Below are 17314 nucleotides of genomic sequence, written 5' to 3' on the forward strand. Positions count from 1 at the left end.
GCGTAGTTACTGTCGTCCTGCATCAGCACAATTCCAAAAAATGGGTGATGCCATGAAAGTCGTAAAATCGCTCTACTTCCAGATCCTCTGCGCGGTATTGCTGGGTGTCGTTGTTGGCCATGTCTGGGCCGAACAGGCGATCGCCCTCAAGCCGCTGGGCGACGCCTTCATCAAGCTGATCAAAATGATGATCGCCCCCGTCGTGTTCTGCACCATCGTCACGGGTATCGCCGGGATGAGTGACAAACGCTCCCTGGGTCGCTTGCTGAGCAAGACCATGCTGCTGTTCCTCGGGTTGACGGTGATCAGCCTGATCATCGGCCTCGCGGCGGTCTACCTGTTCAAGCCCGGCGCGGGCATGAACATCGATCCGAGCCAATTGAGCACCGCAGGCTTGTCCCAATACACCGAGTCGGCAGCCAAGCTCGGGGTCGTCGAGTTTTTCATGCACATCATTCCCGACACTTTCATCGGTGCATTCAGCAAAGGTGAAGTGCTGCCGGTACTGTTTATCGCAGTCCTCTGCGGTTTTGCCCTGTCATCCCTGGGTGAGCGCGGCAAGCCGGTACTCGATGTGCTCGAAGCGGCGTCGCAGATGGTCTTCAAGATCTTTTCCTACCTGATGCGCTTTGCGCCGATCGGTGCCTTCGGCGCGCTGGCGTTTACAGTCGGGCAGTACGGCATCACCTCGCTCGGATCCCTGGCGAAGTTGATCATGACGTTGTATATCGCCTGCGGTTTCTTTGTCTTCGTGGTGCTGGGCAGCATTTGCCGCGCCCATGGTTTCAGCCTGTGGAAGCTGCTGCGCTACCTGCGCGAAGAATTCCTGGTGGTGCTGGGGACTTCCTCCACCGAACCGGTAATGCCTCGCATGCTGGAAAAGCTCCAGGCGCTGGGTTGCAAGAAAGGTGTCGTGGGGCTGGTGTTGCCAACAGGGTATTCGTTCAACCTCGATGGCACGGCGATCTATCTGTCGCTGGCGGCCATCTTTATTGCACAGGCGTGCAATATCGAGCTGACCTTCACCCAGACCCTTACCATGCTGGCAATCATGCTGTTGTCCTCCAAGGGTGCAGCAGGGGTCACCGGCAGCGGCTTTGTTGCATTGGCCTCCACGCTGACGGTCATCCATGACATTCCGCTGGCAGGTCTGGCCTTGCTGATCGGCATCGACCGCTTCATGTCCGAAGCACGTGCGCTGACCAGCCTGGCGAGCAATGCCGTGGCGACCGTGGTGATCTCGATCTCTGAGAACGCGTGTGACCGTCAGGTCCTGCTCGACACCCTGGACGGAAAAACGCCGATGCCACTGGCGGAGGATCAGGCCTGGGAGCCTGCCGAGATCGCCCGACACAGTTAGTACCGTTATACATAAATCCGATCGTCACTACCCGCTACCAGACATCACCGAAGTGCGACGTCTGGTAGTCTCGGGATCGTTACGTCTGTGCGTCGGTCTCGCCATAAATAAAAACAAGAGAGATGCCTTATGCTCGCCTTACTCGGCCTGGCCATGGTGGTTGTGTTCACCTACCTGATCATGTCCAAGCGTTTGTCGCCGATCGTTGCGTTGACCGTTGTGCCGATCGTCTTTGCCCTGATCGGCGGTTTTGGCGGGACCACCGGGAAAATGATGCTCGACGGCCTGAAGATGGTTGCCCCGTCGGCCGCGCTGCTGCTGTTCGCGATTCTATTTTTCGGATTGATGATCGACTCGGGCTTGTTCGACCCGCTGATCCGTAAAATTCTCAAGCGGGTCAACGGCGATCCGATGAAAATTGCCATTGGCACCGCGCTGCTGTCGTTGACTGTGGCCTTGGACGGCGACGGCACCACCACCTATATGATCACCTGTGCGGCGATGCTGCCGCTGTACAAGCGCATCGGCATGAACCCGATGATCCTGGCAACGATTTCCATGCTGTCGCTGAGCATCATGAGCGGCTTGACCCCATGGGGTGGCCCGGCGACCCGGGCGATTGCCGCGTTGGGGGTGGATGCCGGGGAGTATTTCATTCCGTTATTGCCGACCATGATCGGCGGCGCCGCCTGGGTGGTGTTCACGGCGTTTCTGCTGGGGCGCGCCGAACGCAAGCGGATCGGCAATACCATGCTGCAGAGCGGCGGCGGTGATTGCTACATCAAGGCCATTCTGGAAGACACACCGCACAAGCGCCCGAAGCTGGCCTATGTGAACCTGCTGCTGGTGATCGGGGTAATGACTGCGCTGGTGATGGGCCTGGCCCATTCGGCGATATTGTTCCTGATCGGTTTTGTCCTGGCACTGATGATCAACTACCCGCAACTGGACATTCAAAAGGAACGCATCCTCGCCCATTCCGGCAATGCCATGACCGTGGTGCTGCTGGTGTTCGCCGCCGGCGTCTTCGCCGGGATTTTCTCCGGCACGAAAATGGTCGATGCCCTGGCACAGACGCTGGTGGAGTGGATTCCACCGTCCTGGGGGCACCTGTTTCCGCTGGTGGTGGCGATAACCAGCATGCCCCTGACGTTCGTGCTGTCCAACGACGCCTACTACTTCGGCGTGGTGCCAATCCTTGCCAACGCAGCGGCGGCCTACGGCATTGACCCGGTGGAAATTGCCCGGGCGTCGGTCCTCGGCCAGCCGGTGCACCTGATGAGCCCGTTGGTCGCGTCGACTCTGCTGCTGGTGGGCATGGTCGATCGCGATATCGGCGACTTCCAGCGTGCCACAGTGAAATGGGCGGTACTCACCTCCCTGGTGATCACTGCGTTGGCTTTACTGACCGGTGCCTTGACGCTGTTCGCCTGACTCACCCCTGACTCACCATTGGATCATTCACGCGCCGAATCGCCGGCGCGCGGATATCTGCATCCTGAAAAAACAAAAACAAGAGTAGTTCGACATGACCCATTTTCTGACTCGCCGGGCGCTTCTACCTCTTCTGGGGATGTTGCCTATTGCAGGTGTCCATGCGAGCGATTTCATCGACGACAGCCATCTGAAATTGCAGCTGCGCAATGTCTACTTCAACGAAAACTTTCGTGATGAACATGGATTGAGTGCCCGTTCGGCCAGCACTGCCAAAAGTGAGCGCACCGAGTGGGCGCAGGGCTTTCTGCTGGATTTCCAGTCTGGCTTCACTCCCGGCTTCGTGGGTTTCGGGGTCGACGCCTTGGGCTTGCTGGGGGTCAGGCTCGATTCCGGGCGTGGCCGCAGCGGCACCGGGCTGCTTCCGATGCATGACGACGGCCAGGCGGCGGACGAATTTGCCAGTGCCGGAGCCGCGGCCAAGGTCAAACTGGCCAAGACCACGCTCAAGTACGGCACGTTATTGCCCAAGACACCTGTGTTGATCTACAACGATGCGCGCTTGCTACCGCAGACCTATCAGGGGGGGCAAGTCATCAGCACCGATATCGATAACCTGACCCTGACGGCGGGCCATCTTGACCGTTTCAAGCTGCGCGACTCTACCGATAGCGTGTCTATCGTCCCCGATGGTTACACCGGCGACAAAGGCGGGAATTTCACCTACGCCGGCGGCGACTACAAACTCGGCAAAAACACGCGCTTGAGCTATTTCCATGGCGAGCTGGACAATTTCTATCGCCAGAACTTCGCAGGGATTCAACACGATCTGCCCCTGGCCGGTGGAGTACTCACCAGTGACTTGCGTTACTTCCATAGTGCCGATACCGGATCTGCCTACAGTGGCAAAATCGACAACGACATGCTCAGTGGTCAACTGTCGTATGTCATCGCCGGCCATACGGTGGGAGGTGGCTATCAGACGCTAAGCGGCGATGCCGGCTTGCCTTACATCAGTGGTGCCACCGTCTATTCATTCAGCAATGCTGGCATCGGCAAATTCATCGAAGAAGACGAGAAGACCTGGATGCTCAATTATGGCTACAACTTCGCAGCCGCAGGCATGCCAGGCTTGACCTTCTCCGCACGCTACCTGAGTGGTAATGACGGCAAATCCGATACCCTCGTCAAGGAATGGGAACGTGATATTGAACTGGCTTATGCAGTGCAAGAAGGCACGCTTAAAGGCTTGGGTGTACGCCTGCGCAATTATGTCTATCGCTCGGAGTTCTCCCGGGGCCGGGACAGCAACCGGATTTACCTCACCTACGACGTTGCTCTTTGGTAGACCGTCCCTGACGCTCCGGACATGACAGCCGTGAAACCGGATGCGGGAAATCCTTCCCCCGCCTCCATTTCGTCACAGCTTCACATGTCGTAGCGCAGCACCAGACCCACCGTGCGCGGTGCGCCGACATCGACGATGTCGCCGCTGCGGTCGTTGGTGACGTATTCCTTGTCGAAGGCGTTTTTCACGTAGCCGGATACAGCTACGTTTTTGGTGATCTTGTATTCGGCGTTGAAGTTGGCAAGCCAGTAGTTGTCGCTGCGGCGCTCGCCCGTAACCTGACCCGCATCATCGAACTCGTACTCCGACGGCGCGGAACTCTGATAGACGACGTCGGTATTGAGGGTCAGACGATCATTCCAGCGATAGGTACCGCCCAGCGACATCTTGTATTTGGGCGAATAGAGGAAGTCCTCGCCGCTCATGTCGCGGCCGTCGCTCGTGACGAAGTCCTTGTATTTGCCATCGGTGACTGAGGCACCGGCGTTCAGGGTCAACTGTTCGCCGAAGTCTTTTTCAACAGAGACTTCCAGGCCCTTGATGTCACTGCTGCCGGCGTTGAACACATCAAGGACCTCGGTTTGCGGGTTCAGCACACTGGCCTGCTGGTCTTTCCAGTCGGTGTAGTACAGGTTGGCGCGGGTACGCAGGGTCTTGTCCATGAACGACCCCCGGTAAGACAGCTCGTAGTTGGTAGTGTATTCCGGATCGTAGGCTTCGTGACCGCTACCGGCACGGACGTTGACGCCGCCGCCGCGATAACCTCTCTGCACCATGAAGCCCAGGTACTGATTCTCGGCCAGCTCGTAGTCGATGCCGAGTTTCGGCAACACGGCATCAGAGGTCTGTTTGTCTTTACCGGGCTCGGAGAAGTCATCTTGCCCGACGTCGGTATCGTTGGTCTCGTGGTCGTAGCGCAGGCCGGTGATCAAGGTCCAGCGTGGGGCGAAGGTCCAGTTGATTTCACCGAACACGGCCTTGTTTTCGATCGTGGTATCGCCCTTGACCGTACCGAACAGACTTTGACCGACGAACAACCGGTCGTGAAAGTTGTTGGTGTTGTGACCGTAGTAGAGGCCGGCGAAACTCTTCACCGTGTCGCCGCTGTAGTTCAGGCGCAACTCCTGACTGAACAGGTCGCCATCCTGCGTGCGCAGAACGGTCTGATTGGCGTCGGCGGACTGGTCGAAATCCAGGCGAGCGTCGTAGTCCGAATCGGTATTGGCAGTGAGGCTGGTCAGGGACCAATGATCATCCAGGCGATAGTCGACCTTGGCGCTGACAGTGTCCTGCTTGAGTTTGTCGTAGGCCTCGGTATTGGACGTCATCTTGTAATAACGGATCTTGTCGTTCTGACGCATGACCGAGTTGTCGCCCTTGCGACTTTCACCATGGGCGTAGGTCAGCAGCACATCAAGATCGTCATTGGGCAGAATCAGCAGCTTGCCACGGGCATTGCCGGTGCGGGTGGGGTTAGCGTCATCGTCGGTGAAAACGTTGTCGATATAGCCGTCACCTTCCTGGTAATCCACGGCGATACGGCCGGCGATCTTGCCATCGACGATCGCGCCCCCACCGGCAACCGCCCCGCCGCGCTCATTGTAGTTGCCTACGTTGGTTTGCGCGGAAAAGCTCGGTTCAAAAGTTGGATTTCTGGTCTGGATGACCACCGCACCGGCCAGGGAATTACGGCCCTGGGTCGTGGATTGCGGGCCGAGGAACACCTCGACTTGCTCGACGTCCCACAGTGGCATGGGGCTAAGGGTCAGTGCACGGTTCGGCTGTGCGGCACCGTCGACGAACACCGAAACCGCGCCGTTGAGAGCGGCCGGGCCCTGGTCGTCGAAACCGGAAACCGGCACGCCGCGGATACCCCAGTTTTCATTACCGGACTGGTTGTAGACACCCGGCGTTCGGGCGAACACGTCGACGAGGTTGTGGTCCTCCTTCTCGCGCAGTCGCTTGTCGGTCACCACGACGACACTCGACTGGGTTTGCTCCAGGGTGCGGTCGATTTTTTCACCCGTCACCGTGATCGGAGCAATCTCCATTGTGTTTGATCGGTCATCTGCCCAGACACTGTTGGACAGACAAATCGCCGACCCCACAGCCAATGCCATTGTCGTTTTTTTGTAGTTCACGCCCCGCTCCCCTGCGACAACTATTGATTTTTTTATGTCCAGAACGCTGTTTTTCCCCCAGCGGGCAGGAGTCTAATTCAAAAAAAAATATAAATAAATAATATTGATAATTGATCTCATTCGTATAAACACAAACTGAAATCCGGTTGAACCTTTACGACCTGGCGCAGCCCCTAAGCTATGGAGCATTGCCACGCACTCCGAGAAATGGAAACGCTCGATCACAGGAGGAATGACCATGATTGACGAATCGAAAATCCGGCAAAGAGCTTATGAATTGTGGGAAAGGGACGCTCGTTCTGATGGCGCTGCAGAATATTATTGGCGGCTGGCGCAAGAACAGCTTGAGAAAGAAGGACAGCCGTCTGCTGCCGGCAGCTTTGAACCGGCCTCTGGCGGATGGGAAAGCGGCTCGGATGAGCTCAAGCAGCAGGCTGAAGGTGGCGAAAAAGCTGACGAGGATGAGTGGCCGGCAAAAGGCGAAGCCGCCCGCTACTCCGGCGCGTAGCGTGGGCGCGGCCTTGAGCTGCGCCTTGCGTGCCCGCAACGCGATCGATCTTCGGTCGCGTTGGCGGTCACGCAGCAGTGCTACCGGGTCGGCCACTGCCTTATAGCCGGCTAGCGTCTACATTTTTTTGCGGTAGGCCATTGAGTCATCGATACGTTTGAGAATGTAATCGCCCGCAGCCACCGGCGAATACAAGCTCTGCGCCGGGTCGATACCCAGATCGCAGGGATCGACGATGGCGCTGTAGGTCGGGTCGTAGAATGTGGCAATCGAATAGCGTTCATGACCCGACGAATTGATCACCCGGTGCAAGGTCGAGCGAAAACGATCATTGGACCAATGCGCCAACAGGTCTCCGACGTTCACTACCAGGCTGCCCGGAATGGGCGTCGCCTCGATCCAGCGATTGGAGCCAAGCTCGCGCACCTGCAGGCCACCGCTGTTGTCTTGATAAAGCAAAGTAATGCAGCCGTAATCCGTATGAGGCGCCACGCCGAACTGGTCGGCCTCAGCCTGCGGCGGTTGTGGCGGATAATAGACCATCTGCGTGCGCTGCAGGGGCTTGGTGTATTTATCCGTGAAAAAACTTTCCTCAATGCCCAATCCCACCGCTACCGCTCTGAGCAGATCCGCGCCGGCCTTGCCAATTTCCGCGTAGTACTCGGTTAATGCATCCCGCAACGACGGCATGAAGGGCGGCCACTGGTTTGGTCCGCGCAGGGCCTCTCCGGCGATGACGCAGGGATCGTCCTCCGTCAACTCCAGGCCAATGCTGAAGAACTCCTTGTGATCGGGCTTGGTGGCTTCATACATGGTCGCACCACCGAGCGCATGCCAGCCCCGGTGCCGCTTGTTGACTGCCACCTGGCGTTTGATCTCGGTCGGGTAGGCAAAGAATTCAGCGGCTGCCGACATGGCCTTATCGATTACCGCTTGCGGCACGCCGTGATTGATGATGTAGAAGAAGCCGGTTTCGCTGCAGGCTTTTCGAATAGCGTCACCCGCACGGCGAACACTCGCCTGATCCCCTTCGCGAACACCTGACATATCGATCAGAGGCAAATTGGTGCTAGAGGTCATGCTCACTCCTGAATGAATTGTGCAAACACTGGCGGGTGGCGGTCTCGTCAACGAATTGAGAACCGGTATATACAGCGTAAAGCATTTACTGTGCCGCTCATTCTGGCAATCACTGGAAAGCTTTGCGCTAAAGCGAATGCTCCGCTTTTTTTCACTCAAGCAGTCTCAAGCAACCTGTTACCTATTGGTTTCCCTATGCCCCATCAGGGCGCAAAGAGATTCCAATTGGTGCAACCTTTGGTTACAGGCTGGACGAAGGCGTGTCTTTCATTCGCCTTTACTTGCGAATAATCCCTGTCTGGGATGCTGCTCAGCGACAGGCGACGAATTTCTGGCCTGCATTTTGCCTAGCTGTATATACAGGATCAATTAGCCCTCTGTTCCACGCCCCGCCGACCTCAGGACGCTCTCAATGCACGCATCGCTGCAGCTCAAACCCGGTCAATTCACCCTCGATCAATTGCGCGCCGTCTACCAGTCGCAAAGCCCTTTCGAACTGGACCCGGCTGCACGCGACGCTGTCGATGCGAGTACTCGTACGGTAGACCAGATTGTCGCCAACCAGCGCACGGTGTACGGCATCAATACCGGTTTCGGGCTGCTGGCCCGGACCTCCATCGCCACCGAATCCCTGGCCAGGCTGCAACGCAATCTGCTGCTCTCGCACTGCACTGGCACCGGCCCCTTGCTCGATGACGCCAGTGTCGGCCTGATCATGGTGCTCAAAGTCGGCTCCCTTGCCCGTGGGTTTTCCGGGATTCGCTGGGAAGTTATCCAGGCCCTGAGCAAGCTCTATGCCGCCAGGGTTTATCCCTGCATACCGTCGCAGGGCTCCGTCGGCGCTTCAGGCGATCTGGCGCCGTTGGCCCATATGTCCGCAGTGCTGATCGGCGTCGGCCGGGTGCGCCACGAAGGTCGAGAAATGGATGCCATCGAAGGCCTGGCGATTGCCGGCCTCGAACCGATGGTGCTGGGGCCGAAGGAAGGCCTGGCATTGATCAATGGCACTCAGGTATCGACGGCGCTGGCCTTGCGTGGTCTGTTCGCCTGCGAAAAATTGTTCAGCGCTGCCGTCGTCGCCGGCAGCCTGAGCGTAGAAGCACTGAAAGGTTCGGACGTGCCTTTCGACCCACGCATCCAGGCGGTACGCGGACAGCCCGGGCAAATCGATGTGGCGTTGTTTTATCGGGAACTGCTGGCCACGAGCGAAATTCGCGAATCCCACCGCAACTGCGACCGGGTACAGGATCCGTATTCGCTGCGCTGCCAACCTCAGGTGATGGGCGCCTGCCTGGATCACATGCGTTTCGCCGCGGGGGTCTTCCTGCGAGAGGCCAACGCCGTTTCGGATAACCCGCTGGTGTTTTGTGCCGATGGGGACGTGCTCTCCGGGGGCAACTTCCACGCTGAACCGGTGGCCATGGCGGCCGACGTCCTGGCCCTGGCCATTTCAGAAATCGGCGCGTTGTCAGAGCGCCGGATCGCCCAACTGGTCGATCCGGCGCTGTCGGGTCTGCCAGCCTTCCTGGTGCGTGAAGGCGGTTTGAATTCCGGCTTCATGATCGCCCAGGTCACCGCTGCCGCCCTCGCCTCGGAGAACAAGACCCTCGCGCATCCAGCCTCGGTGGACAGCCTGCCGACGTCGGCCAACCAGGAAGATCATGTCTCGATGGCGACGTTCGCGGCGCGTCGCTTGTTGGACATGGCCGGTAACAGCAGCGCAGTGGTCGCCATCGAACTACTCGGTGCCGCTCAAGGCGTGGATTTGCATGCACCGCTGCAGACCTCGAATAAACTCAAGGAGGTGCTGACGATGATTCGCCGCGAAGTCGCGCATTACGATGAAGACCGATACTTCGCACCGGACATCGCTGCGGCACGGGCCTGGGTCGAAAACGCGGCGTTCACTCGCTGGCTACCTGCCGAACGCTTGTACGCCTGATCCGCGCGACGACTTCCACTTCTTCACCGTGAGGTGAACCGATGAACGATCTGCAACAGACCCTCGAACAGTTGCGCCAGGCGCTGGGTGATGCCGCGGTACTCACCGGTGCCGATATCAGCCGACGGCACTACAGCGACTGGACCGGCCATGCACCCGCCTGCCCTGCCGCGCTGTTGCTGCCGCGCACCACGGAGCAGGTCGCGAGTGCTTTGCGCATCTGCAACGACGCACAGCAATCGGTGGTCCCCCAAGGCGGGATGACCGGGCTGGCCGGTGGCGCAGTGCCGCGTGAGACGGACATTGCCCTGTCCCTCGAGCGCCTGCGCGGCATCGAAGAGATCGACCCGGCGGCGGCGACCATCAGTGTCCGGGCCGGCACCACCCTGGAGGAAATCCAGCAGGCGGTTCTCGCGGCGGGTTTCATGTTCCCGCTGGATCTCGGCGCCCGCGGTTCGTGCCAGATTGGCGGCAATATCGCCACCAATGCGGGCGGCAACGCGGTGATCCGCTACGGCATGACCCGTGACCTGGTGCTCGGACTGGAGGTGGTCCTGGCCGATGGAAGGGTGCTCGATCTGCTCAACAAAATGATCAAGAACAACTGTGGTTATGACCTGAAACAGTGTTTTATCGGCAGCGAAGGCACCCTTGGGGTGATCACCCGTGCAGTATTGAAACTGGCGCCGGCACCTGGTGAAACCACCACCCTGCTGTGCGCCCTGCCCGACTACCCCAGTGCTGTCAGCCTGCTGCGCCGGGTGCAGCGTAGCGTGGGAACTCCGCAAGCCTATGAATTGATGTGGCAAGACTTCTTCCGCCTGGGCGTTTCCTGGCTGGAAAACCCGACCGCGCCGATGTCGCTGGATCATCCGCTGTATGTATTGCTCGAGTCCGCCGGCCCTCGGGAGCCGCTTGAACAGACGCTGGAAGACGCTTTTGCCGCCGGTGAAGTGGTTGACGCGGTGTTGGCCAGCTCCCGGACCCAGGCCCGGGCACTCTGGAAGATCCGTGAAGCGAGCGGCGAATTTCCTGTGCGCATGACTCCGTTGAACTTCGATATCAGCCTGCCCATCGGCCTGATCGGCGACTTCGCCGAACGCTGTCGCCAGCGCCTGGAGCAACGCTGGCCGGGCAACCGCAGTGTGTATTTCGGTCACATCGGTGACAGCAACCTGCACTTGACCGTCGACTGCGCCTCCTTGCCCCAGCCCGCCCCGCTTCTGGAGGTAGAGGAACTGGTTTATGGCGCGGTCGGCGAATTGGGCGGCTCGGTCTCGGCCGAACATGGCATCGGCCTGCTCAAGCGCGAGTTTCTCCATCACTCAGTCAGCACCGAGGCTCGCAGGGCCATGCAGCAACTGAAGGATTGCTTCGACCCCAAGGGCATTCTCAATCCGGGGAAAATCCTCGGCTGAGTACCTGTTCAAGCGGTATATACCGCCATGGCACGTTTACTGCTGTCACCCTGGAACCAACACTCACCTAAGCCTCGCTGCACCTGATGAAGGAGTTACACCATGCAACTCGATTCTCTGTTCAGTAAAAAACTCAACGGCCTGTGCATCGCCTTGACCTTGGCCGGGGCTTGTATGGCGGCTCAGGCCGATCAGCTCGCCGACGTGAAAAAGTCCGGCGAACTGGTGGTGGGCACCGAGCTGCAATTTGCGCCTTTCGATTTCACCGAGGGCGGCAAACAGCAAGGCCTGAACGCTGAGCTGTTCGAGCAGTTGGGCAAGGAGCTGGGCGTCAAGGTCAGGTTCATGGACCTGCCATGGCCGAGCGTGTTGCCGGGGTTGGAAGCCAAGAAGTTCGACATCGTCGGGGGGCCCCTCATCGTGACCAAGGCACGTAAGGAGCGTTACCATTTCCTGCTCCCGGTAGCCGAGGCCACCGTAGCGTTGCTGGTCAGCGCCAAGGACAGCTCCATCACCAAGCCCGAAGACATCAGCGGCAAAGCGGTGGGCGCAGGCAAAGGCTCGGCGCAGCTCGAAGAACTGAAAACCTTCGCTTCCACCCTGCCGAAAAAAGTTGATGTCCGTGAATACATCGACAACAACCAGGCCTATGCGGAGCTTGGAACCAAGCGCATCGTTGCCGTCGCCAACTCCCTGCCGAACATTTCCTACGTCGCCGCCCAGCACCCGGACAAGTACAAAGTGGTGATGCCCCCATTCGGCAAGAAATCCTACTTCGCGTACCTGGGACGCAAAGACGATGATGCCAACAGCCTGATCGCCGCCCTCGATCAAGCCATGCTGAAAATGCACGACGACGGCCGTCTCGCTGCCCTGCAAAAGAAATGGCTGGGGACCGAAATGGACGTGCCCAAGGCTGACTTCGAGCCTACCTGGTAAACCCGGCCCACAGGTTCGATGAACGGATCGCCGGCTCAGCCGAGCCGGTGATCGATCCATACCGGAGGCACGAAGAATGTTCGATTGGCCTTTACTGCTGAAAAATCTGCCACTGCTGCTGGACAGCCTGCTGGTGACCCTGGAGATTTCCGTCGCAGCATTGGCCTTTGGCTTTGTCATAGGCGTTATCGTCGGCAGCTTGCGCCTCTCGCCCCTGCCGTTCCTCAGACGTCTGGGCGGCGCTTACATCTTTGTGTTCCGCGGCATTCCACTGCTGGTGCAATTACTGTTCATTTATTACTTCCTGCCGCGTATCGGCCTGCCCAACGTTTCGCCCATGGTGGCAGCAGTGATCGGTCTGTCCCTCGCGGCGGGTGCGTACATCGCTGAAATCATGCGCGGTGGTTTTCTCGCCATCCCCGGCGGTCAGCTGGAAGCTGCAGGCCTGCTGGGCCTGAGTCGGGGACAGATGCTGGTGCGCATTCGTGTCCCTCAAGCCGTGCGCCTGACCCTGCCGGCACTGGTCAATGAAATGATCCTGCTGATCAAGGCGTCGTCACTGGTGTCGGTGGTGGGCCTGGCCGATCTGACCCGAACCGCACAGAACATTGCGGCCAGCGACTACATGTTCGTCCAGGACTACCTGATGCTGGCGGGCTTCTATTGCCTGATCAACATTCCGCTGGCGTTTCTGGGTGGCCAGCTGGAACGTCATCTGAAGGAGCGCACCGCATGATCTTCGACCCCTCGATCATCACCGATCACCTCGGCGACATCGGTGAAGGCTTCATGGTCACCCTCGGCACCTGGTCTGCGGGTGTGGCGCTGGGCCTGCTGCTGGGCCTGCTGATTGCCGTTGCCCAACTGTTCGGCAATCGCCTGGTTCGCGCACCGTTGCGGGTATTCATCGAAATGATTCGAAGTACGCCGTTCCTGGTCCAGCTGTTCCTGGTGTACTACGGCGGTCCCTCTTTCGGGTTGAGCCTGGACCCCATTCCGGCCGGCATTCTCGGCTTGGGCATTTATGGCAGCGTTTATTTCGCGGAAATTTTTCGCACCGGTTTTGAATCCGTAGCCCGTGGACAACTGGAAGCCGCCGACTGCCTGGGCATCAGCCGCCTGCAATGCATCATGCGCATTCAGATTCCACAGATGCTGGTGATCATCCTGCCGGCGCTGGTCAATCTGGTCACCATCCTTTGCAAGGAAACCGCCGTATTGTCGATCATCACCATCCCCGAACTGACCATGGTGCTCACCGGCATCGGCTCGGAAACCTTCGCCTTCGTCGAAACCTTGCTGGTCCTGTGCATCGGCTACCTGTTGCTGGTGGAAGCGTGTTCAAGACTGGGCATGCTTCTGGAAGTGCGAGTCGGTCGTTTCATGCAGAAGCAACCGCGATGAACGACTCCCATCCTGCTGTCATGGACCTGTTCACGCCCCCCACCCGTTCAGCATCGACAGCCCCGCCACACTCATCCGCATTGAAACAATCAGGTGAAGCGATGAAGACTTCCAAGGCACTCCCTACGAACACAGAGCCGATGCTCAAGCTGCGCAACGTCGGCAAGAGCTTCGGCTCTCTTCGCGTACTCAAGGGTATCGACTTGCAAGTCCGGCATTCTGAAGTGGTGTGTCTGATCGGACCTTCAGGCTCAGGTAAAAGCACGCTGTTGCGCAGCATGGCGTTTCTCGAAGAATACGACGAGGGCGAAATTTATATCGAGGGCCAATTGCTTGGCTGGCTGCCGGAAAACGGCAAAGGTCGCAAGCGCGCGGCACAGTCGCAAATAAATCAAGTGCGGCGCAATGTCGGCATGGTGTTCCAGCAGTTCAATCTGTGGCCGCACATGACTGCCCTTGGCAATGTGAGTGAAGCCCTGTTGAGGGTGCGCAAGTTGTCTGCCGATGACGCTCGGCAACGGGCCATGGCGATGCTCGATAAAGTCGGGTTGGCTCACAAAGCCGCAGCGTATCCGGCGCAACTCTCCGGTGGTCAGCAACAGCGCGTGGCGATTGCCCGAGCCCTGGCGATGGAGCCGCACATCATGCTGTTCGATGAGCCCACTTCTGCCCTCGACCCGGAACTGGTCGGCGAGGTATTGCAGGTCATGAAAGCCCTGGCCAAGGAAGGCATGACCATGGTGGTGGTCACCCATGAGATGGGCTTCGCCGCCCAGGTTGCCGATTCAGTGGTATTCCTCGACCAGGGCCAGATAGTCGCTCACGGCACCCCGCGCGAAATCTTTCACAACGCCGAACAGCCCCGCCTGCAGCAATTCTTGCAGAACTACCTGGACCGCAATGCCTTCTGGCAAGACACCCAAGAGGTCAGCTCCGTATGAGTTCCCATGATCTGAATCTGTTAGCCCGCGCCGAAGTACGCGACCTCGCCAGCTACAATGCGGGCTTGAGCACTGAGGCGGTGCGCAAACGCTTTGGGCTGACTCGCGTGGCCAAACTGGGCAGCAATGAAAATCCTCTTGGCCCGGCGCCGGCCGTCACTGCGGCCATGACCCAGGCCTGCTCGAGCATTGCCTTGTATCCGGACGCCAATTGCCTGGAGCTACGCGCCGCGCTGTCTGAAAAGCTCGGGATACCCGCTAACCAGTTGGTGTTCGGCAATGGCTCCGAAGACTTGCTGAGCATCATCAGCCGGGTATTTCTCGACCATGACGATGAAGTCGTCACCGTGGTGCCCTCCTTCGGTCTGCACTTCATCTATCCCATCGCGGCCGGTGCCCGTGTTCTGGGCATCCCGATGACGGCCGAAGGAGCCTTCGACGTGCCGGCGATGATCGATGCGCTCACCCCGCGCACCCGTCTGCTGATGTTCTCCTGCCCTTCCAATCCGGTCGGCTGCACCTTGAACGCCGAGGAATTGCAACGACTGCTCGCCGCACTCTCGCCACAGTGTCTGCTGGTGTTCGACGAAGCTTATTTCGAGTACGCCCGATTCGAGGCTGACTACCCGGATTGCCTGGGTTTGATTCAGGCCAGCGGCAAACCGTTCATTTTGCTGCGCACCTTTTCCAAGGCCTATGCCCTGGCAGGTTTGCGGGTTGGCTATGGCATCGTCAGCGATCCGCTGCTGGCCGATCTGATCGATCGTCTGCGCACGCCCTTCAACGTCAACAGCGTAGCGCAAGCCGCTGCGCTGGCTGCCCTGGCCGATGACGGGCATCTGCAAGCGACCCTTGAGCACGTGGCCCGCGAGCGTCGACGCCTGGTGGTTGCTTTACAGGAAATGGGCGTATCCACCGCGCCCTCCATGGCCAACTTCCTGTACTTCACCACCGCCTGGCCTGGCGAAGTGATCAATCAGGCGCTGCTGCGTGAAGGGGTCATCATCAAGCCCTGGCGCGAAGCCGGATACGCTCGGCACTTGCGGGTATCCATAGGAAGCTGTGAGGATAACGACCTTTTCCTTGTAGCGCTTGCAACCGTGCTTGCCGTACAAGAGACGCGGACCTACTGATGACCAAAAATACGCCGCAAGCCCTCTATCGGCGCGCAAAGGACTTTGTGCAAGGCAAGCTTCGCACGGGCGTTTGGAAACCCGGTGACCTGATCCCTTCGGAGAACCGTTTGGTGCAGGAGTTGGGGATGTCGCGCATGACCGTCAACCGGGCCTTGCGTGAACTGACCGAAGAGGGTCATCTGGTGCGAATTTCGGGCGTCGGTACCTTCGTGGCTGAAAGCAAACCGCAATCGAATCTGCTGCGAATCACCAACATCGCGGACGAAATCATCGCCCGGGGCCACCGCTACACCTGTCGCGTCCTGCACTTGGCGCGCGAGGCCGCCTCGATGCCGGTGGCGGCTGCACTCGCGCTGGCCACCGGCTCCTCGGTTTTCCATCTGATCTGTGTGCACTGCGAGGAAGGCATACCGGTGCAGCTTGAGGATCGGTACGTCAATCCCGAGTTAGTGCCGGAGTTTCTTCAACAGGACTTTGGTGAGGATCTGCAACCGGCGAGGTACCTGTTGCAAGTCATCAAGCCCGATGAAATGGAGCATATCGTCGAAGCCAGCCATCCCAGCGGCGATGAAAGCAAGCACATGCAGATTGATGCCAACGAGCCCTGCCTGGTCCTCATGCGACGGACATGGAGCCAGGACAAGATCGTCACCTATGTACGCCTGATCCATCCCTCCTCACGCTATCGCCTGGGCAGTCGCATGCCGGTGAATGGAGCGCACAGAAACAGTTGAAGGCTCTGCGCGGGAGCTGAATGCGGCGCGGATCGGCGTCCGCGCCGCACTCCGGATCACCCCTTGAGGAATGCCAGCAAATCGGCGTTGAGCTGATCCTTGTGGGTATCGGTCAAGCCATGGGGCGCACCGGGGTATACCTTGAGCTGCGCACCCTTCACCAAGCCTGCCGACGCGATGCCCGCCGCTTCGATCGGCACCACCTGATCGGCGTCGCCATGCACCACCAGCGTCGGCACGTCGAACTTCTTCAGGTCTTCGGTGAAGTCGGTTTCCGAGAACGCCTTGATGCAGTCGTAGGCGTTCTTGTGGCCGGAGGTCATGCCCTGCATCCAGAACCAGTCGATCAGACCCTGGGACGGTTTGGCACCGGGCTTGTTGAAGCCGAAGAACGGGCCGCTGGCGAGGTCCTTGTACAACTGTGAGCGATTCGCCAGCGAAGCCTCTCGAATACCGTCGAACACTTCGATGGGCAGACCGCCGGGGTTGGCTTCGGTTTTGAGCATCAGCGGCGGCACCGAGGAAATCAGCCCGGCCTTGGCCACGCGCCCGGTGCCGTGACGACCGATGTAGCGCGCCACCTCGCCGCCACCGGTGGAAAAACCGAACAGTACGGCATTCTGTAAATCCAGATGTTCGATCAGTTGCGCCAGGTCATCGGCGTAGGTGTCCATGTCATTGCCGAACCACGGCTGGCTGGAGCGGCCATGACCGCGACGATCGTGGGCGATGACTCGATAGCCCTGGGAGGCCAGGAAGATCATCTGCGATTCCCAGCTGTCGGCATTCAGTGGCCAACCGTGGCTGAAGACGACGGGCTGTCCGGTGCCCCAGTCCTTGTAATAAATCCCGGTACCGTCGCGGGTGGTGAATGTACTCATGGCACGTGCTCCTTTACGTAGGGTTGAAGTCAATCAATCGGCGGCGCG

Annotated in this window: 15 protein-coding genes; 12 read left to right on the forward strand and 3 right to left on the reverse strand. The window is 59.1% G+C overall.

Translation table 11 applies throughout. The features are described 5' to 3' along the window. The first annotated feature begins 40 nt into the window (after positions 1-40). The 3 genes from dctA to J2W17_RS12455 all read left to right on the forward strand — a co-directional run bounded on the left by dctA (position 41) and on the right by J2W17_RS12455 (position 4142). Positions 41-1360, forward strand: coding sequence for a C4-dicarboxylate transporter DctA (gene dctA, locus J2W17_RS12445; RefSeq protein ID WP_307334006.1), 1320 nt, complete (start codon positions 41-43; stop codon positions 1358-1360). Positions 1361-1489: 129 nt separating this feature from the next. Continuing rightward, on the forward strand, positions 1490-2794 hold the full coding sequence (locus J2W17_RS12450; protein WP_307334008.1) for a CitMHS family transporter: 1305 nt from the start codon (positions 1490-1492) through the stop codon (positions 2792-2794). Between the two features lie 94 nt (positions 2795-2888). Continuing rightward, positions 2889-4142 (forward strand): OprD family porin, encoded by a 1254-nt coding sequence (locus tag J2W17_RS12455; protein WP_307334010.1) that lies wholly within the window; start codon positions 2889-2891, stop codon positions 4140-4142. 80 nt (positions 4143-4222) lie between these two features. On the opposite strand, the gene J2W17_RS12460 is transcribed toward J2W17_RS12455, so the two are convergent. Continuing rightward, positions 4223-6283, reverse strand: coding sequence for a TonB-dependent receptor (locus J2W17_RS12460; protein WP_307334012.1), 2061 nt, complete (start codon positions 6281-6283; stop codon positions 4223-4225). Between the two features lie 238 nt (positions 6284-6521). Between J2W17_RS12460 and J2W17_RS12465 the strand changes: the two genes are divergently transcribed. Beyond that, the gene (locus J2W17_RS12465; protein ID WP_307334014.1) at positions 6522-6791 is read left to right on the forward strand and encodes a DUF2934 domain-containing protein; all 270 of its coding nucleotides are present in this window, start codon (positions 6522-6524) and stop codon (positions 6789-6791) included. A 117-nt stretch (positions 6792-6908) separates the two neighbouring features. On the opposite strand, the gene J2W17_RS12470 is transcribed toward J2W17_RS12465, so the two are convergent. Continuing rightward, positions 6909-7871, reverse strand: coding sequence for an isopenicillin N synthase family dioxygenase (locus J2W17_RS12470; protein ID WP_307334016.1), 963 nt, complete (start codon positions 7869-7871; stop codon positions 6909-6911). Between the two features lie 412 nt (positions 7872-8283). Here J2W17_RS12470 and hutH point away from each other — a divergent pair, with 412 nt between their 5' ends. The 8 genes from hutH (at position 8284) to hutC (ending at position 16385) form a co-directional block, all read left to right on the forward strand. Further along, positions 8284-9813, forward strand: a complete 1530-nt coding sequence (gene hutH / locus J2W17_RS12475) for a histidine ammonia-lyase (protein WP_307334017.1) — start codon at positions 8284-8286, stop codon at positions 9811-9813. Positions 9814-9854: 41 nt separating this feature from the next. Continuing rightward, positions 9855-11231 carry an FAD-binding oxidoreductase gene (locus J2W17_RS12480; RefSeq protein ID WP_307334019.1) on the forward strand — a complete coding sequence of 459 codons (1377 nt, stop codon included), beginning with the start codon at positions 9855-9857 and terminating at the stop codon, positions 11229-11231. Between the two features lie 102 nt (positions 11232-11333). Further along, positions 11334-12170 (forward strand): transporter substrate-binding domain-containing protein, encoded by an 837-nt coding sequence (locus tag J2W17_RS12485; protein WP_307334021.1) that lies wholly within the window; start codon positions 11334-11336, stop codon positions 12168-12170. A 76-nt stretch (positions 12171-12246) separates the two neighbouring features. Then, positions 12247-12906: an amino acid ABC transporter permease gene (locus J2W17_RS12490; protein WP_307334023.1), complete on the forward strand. Its 660-nt coding sequence runs from the start codon at positions 12247-12249 to the stop codon at positions 12904-12906. Continuing rightward, positions 12903-13574 carry an amino acid ABC transporter permease gene (locus tag J2W17_RS12495; RefSeq protein ID WP_307334025.1) on the forward strand — a complete coding sequence of 224 codons (672 nt, stop codon included), beginning with the start codon at positions 12903-12905 and terminating at the stop codon, positions 13572-13574. Before J2W17_RS12490 ends, J2W17_RS12495 begins: the two co-directional genes overlap by 4 nt. 140 nt (positions 13575-13714) lie before the next feature. Beyond that, positions 13715-14515, forward strand: a complete 801-nt coding sequence (locus J2W17_RS12500; protein ID WP_307334094.1) for an amino acid ABC transporter ATP-binding protein — start codon at positions 13715-13717, stop codon at positions 14513-14515. Continuing rightward, a complete protein-coding gene (gene hisC / locus J2W17_RS12505; protein WP_307334027.1) occupies positions 14512-15648 on the forward strand; it encodes a histidinol-phosphate transaminase in 1137 nt (378 codons plus the stop codon). The genes J2W17_RS12500 and hisC overlap by 4 nt, the downstream gene beginning before the upstream one ends. Then, positions 15648-16385: a histidine utilization repressor gene (hutC, locus tag J2W17_RS12510; protein ID WP_307334029.1), complete on the forward strand. Its 738-nt coding sequence runs from the start codon at positions 15648-15650 to the stop codon at positions 16383-16385. The genes hisC and hutC overlap by 1 nt, the downstream gene beginning before the upstream one ends. Before the next feature lie 56 nt (positions 16386-16441). On the opposite strand, the gene J2W17_RS12515 is transcribed toward hutC, so the two are convergent. Beyond that, positions 16442-17266: an alpha/beta fold hydrolase gene (locus J2W17_RS12515; protein ID WP_307334031.1), complete on the reverse strand. Its 825-nt coding sequence runs from the start codon at positions 17264-17266 to the stop codon at positions 16442-16444. Positions 17267-17314 lie beyond the last annotated feature (48 nt).

It is taken from the genome of Pseudomonas lini (genome assembly GCF_030812475.1).
Taxonomy (GTDB): domain Bacteria; phylum Pseudomonadota; class Gammaproteobacteria; order Pseudomonadales; family Pseudomonadaceae; genus Aquipseudomonas; species Aquipseudomonas lini_A.

Coding starts and splice junctions, on each gene's coding strand:
- hutC (WP_307334029.1), top strand. CDS start 15,648: ATGACCAAAAATACGCCGCAAGCCCTCTATCGGCGCGCAAAGGACTTT.
- hisC (WP_307334027.1), top strand. CDS start 14,512: ATGAGTTCCCATGATCTGAATCTGTTAGCCCGCGCCGAAGTACGCGAC.
- J2W17_RS12455 (WP_307334010.1), top strand. CDS start 2,889: ATGACCCATTTTCTGACTCGCCGGGCGCTTCTACCTCTTCTGGGGATG.
- J2W17_RS12500 (WP_307334094.1), top strand. CDS start 13,715: ATGCTCAAGCTGCGCAACGTCGGCAAGAGCTTCGGCTCTCTTCGCGTA.
- J2W17_RS12495 (WP_307334025.1), top strand. CDS start 12,903: ATGATCTTCGACCCCTCGATCATCACCGATCACCTCGGCGACATCGGT.
- J2W17_RS12485 (WP_307334021.1), top strand. CDS start 11,334: ATGCAACTCGATTCTCTGTTCAGTAAAAAACTCAACGGCCTGTGCATC.
- J2W17_RS12465 (WP_307334014.1), top strand. CDS start 6,522: ATGATTGACGAATCGAAAATCCGGCAAAGAGCTTATGAATTGTGGGAA.
- J2W17_RS12470 (WP_307334016.1), bottom strand. CDS start 7,871: ATGACCTCTAGCACCAATTTGCCTCTGATCGATATGTCAGGTGTTCGC.
- J2W17_RS12515 (WP_307334031.1), bottom strand. CDS start 17,266: ATGAGTACATTCACCACCCGCGACGGTACCGGGATTTATTACAAGGAC.
- dctA (WP_307334006.1), top strand. CDS start 41: ATGGGTGATGCCATGAAAGTCGTAAAATCGCTCTACTTCCAGATCCTC.
- hutH (WP_307334017.1), top strand. CDS start 8,284: ATGCACGCATCGCTGCAGCTCAAACCCGGTCAATTCACCCTCGATCAA.
- J2W17_RS12480 (WP_307334019.1), top strand. CDS start 9,855: ATGAACGATCTGCAACAGACCCTCGAACAGTTGCGCCAGGCGCTGGGT.
- J2W17_RS12450 (WP_307334008.1), top strand. CDS start 1,490: ATGCTCGCCTTACTCGGCCTGGCCATGGTGGTTGTGTTCACCTACCTG.
- J2W17_RS12490 (WP_307334023.1), top strand. CDS start 12,247: ATGTTCGATTGGCCTTTACTGCTGAAAAATCTGCCACTGCTGCTGGAC.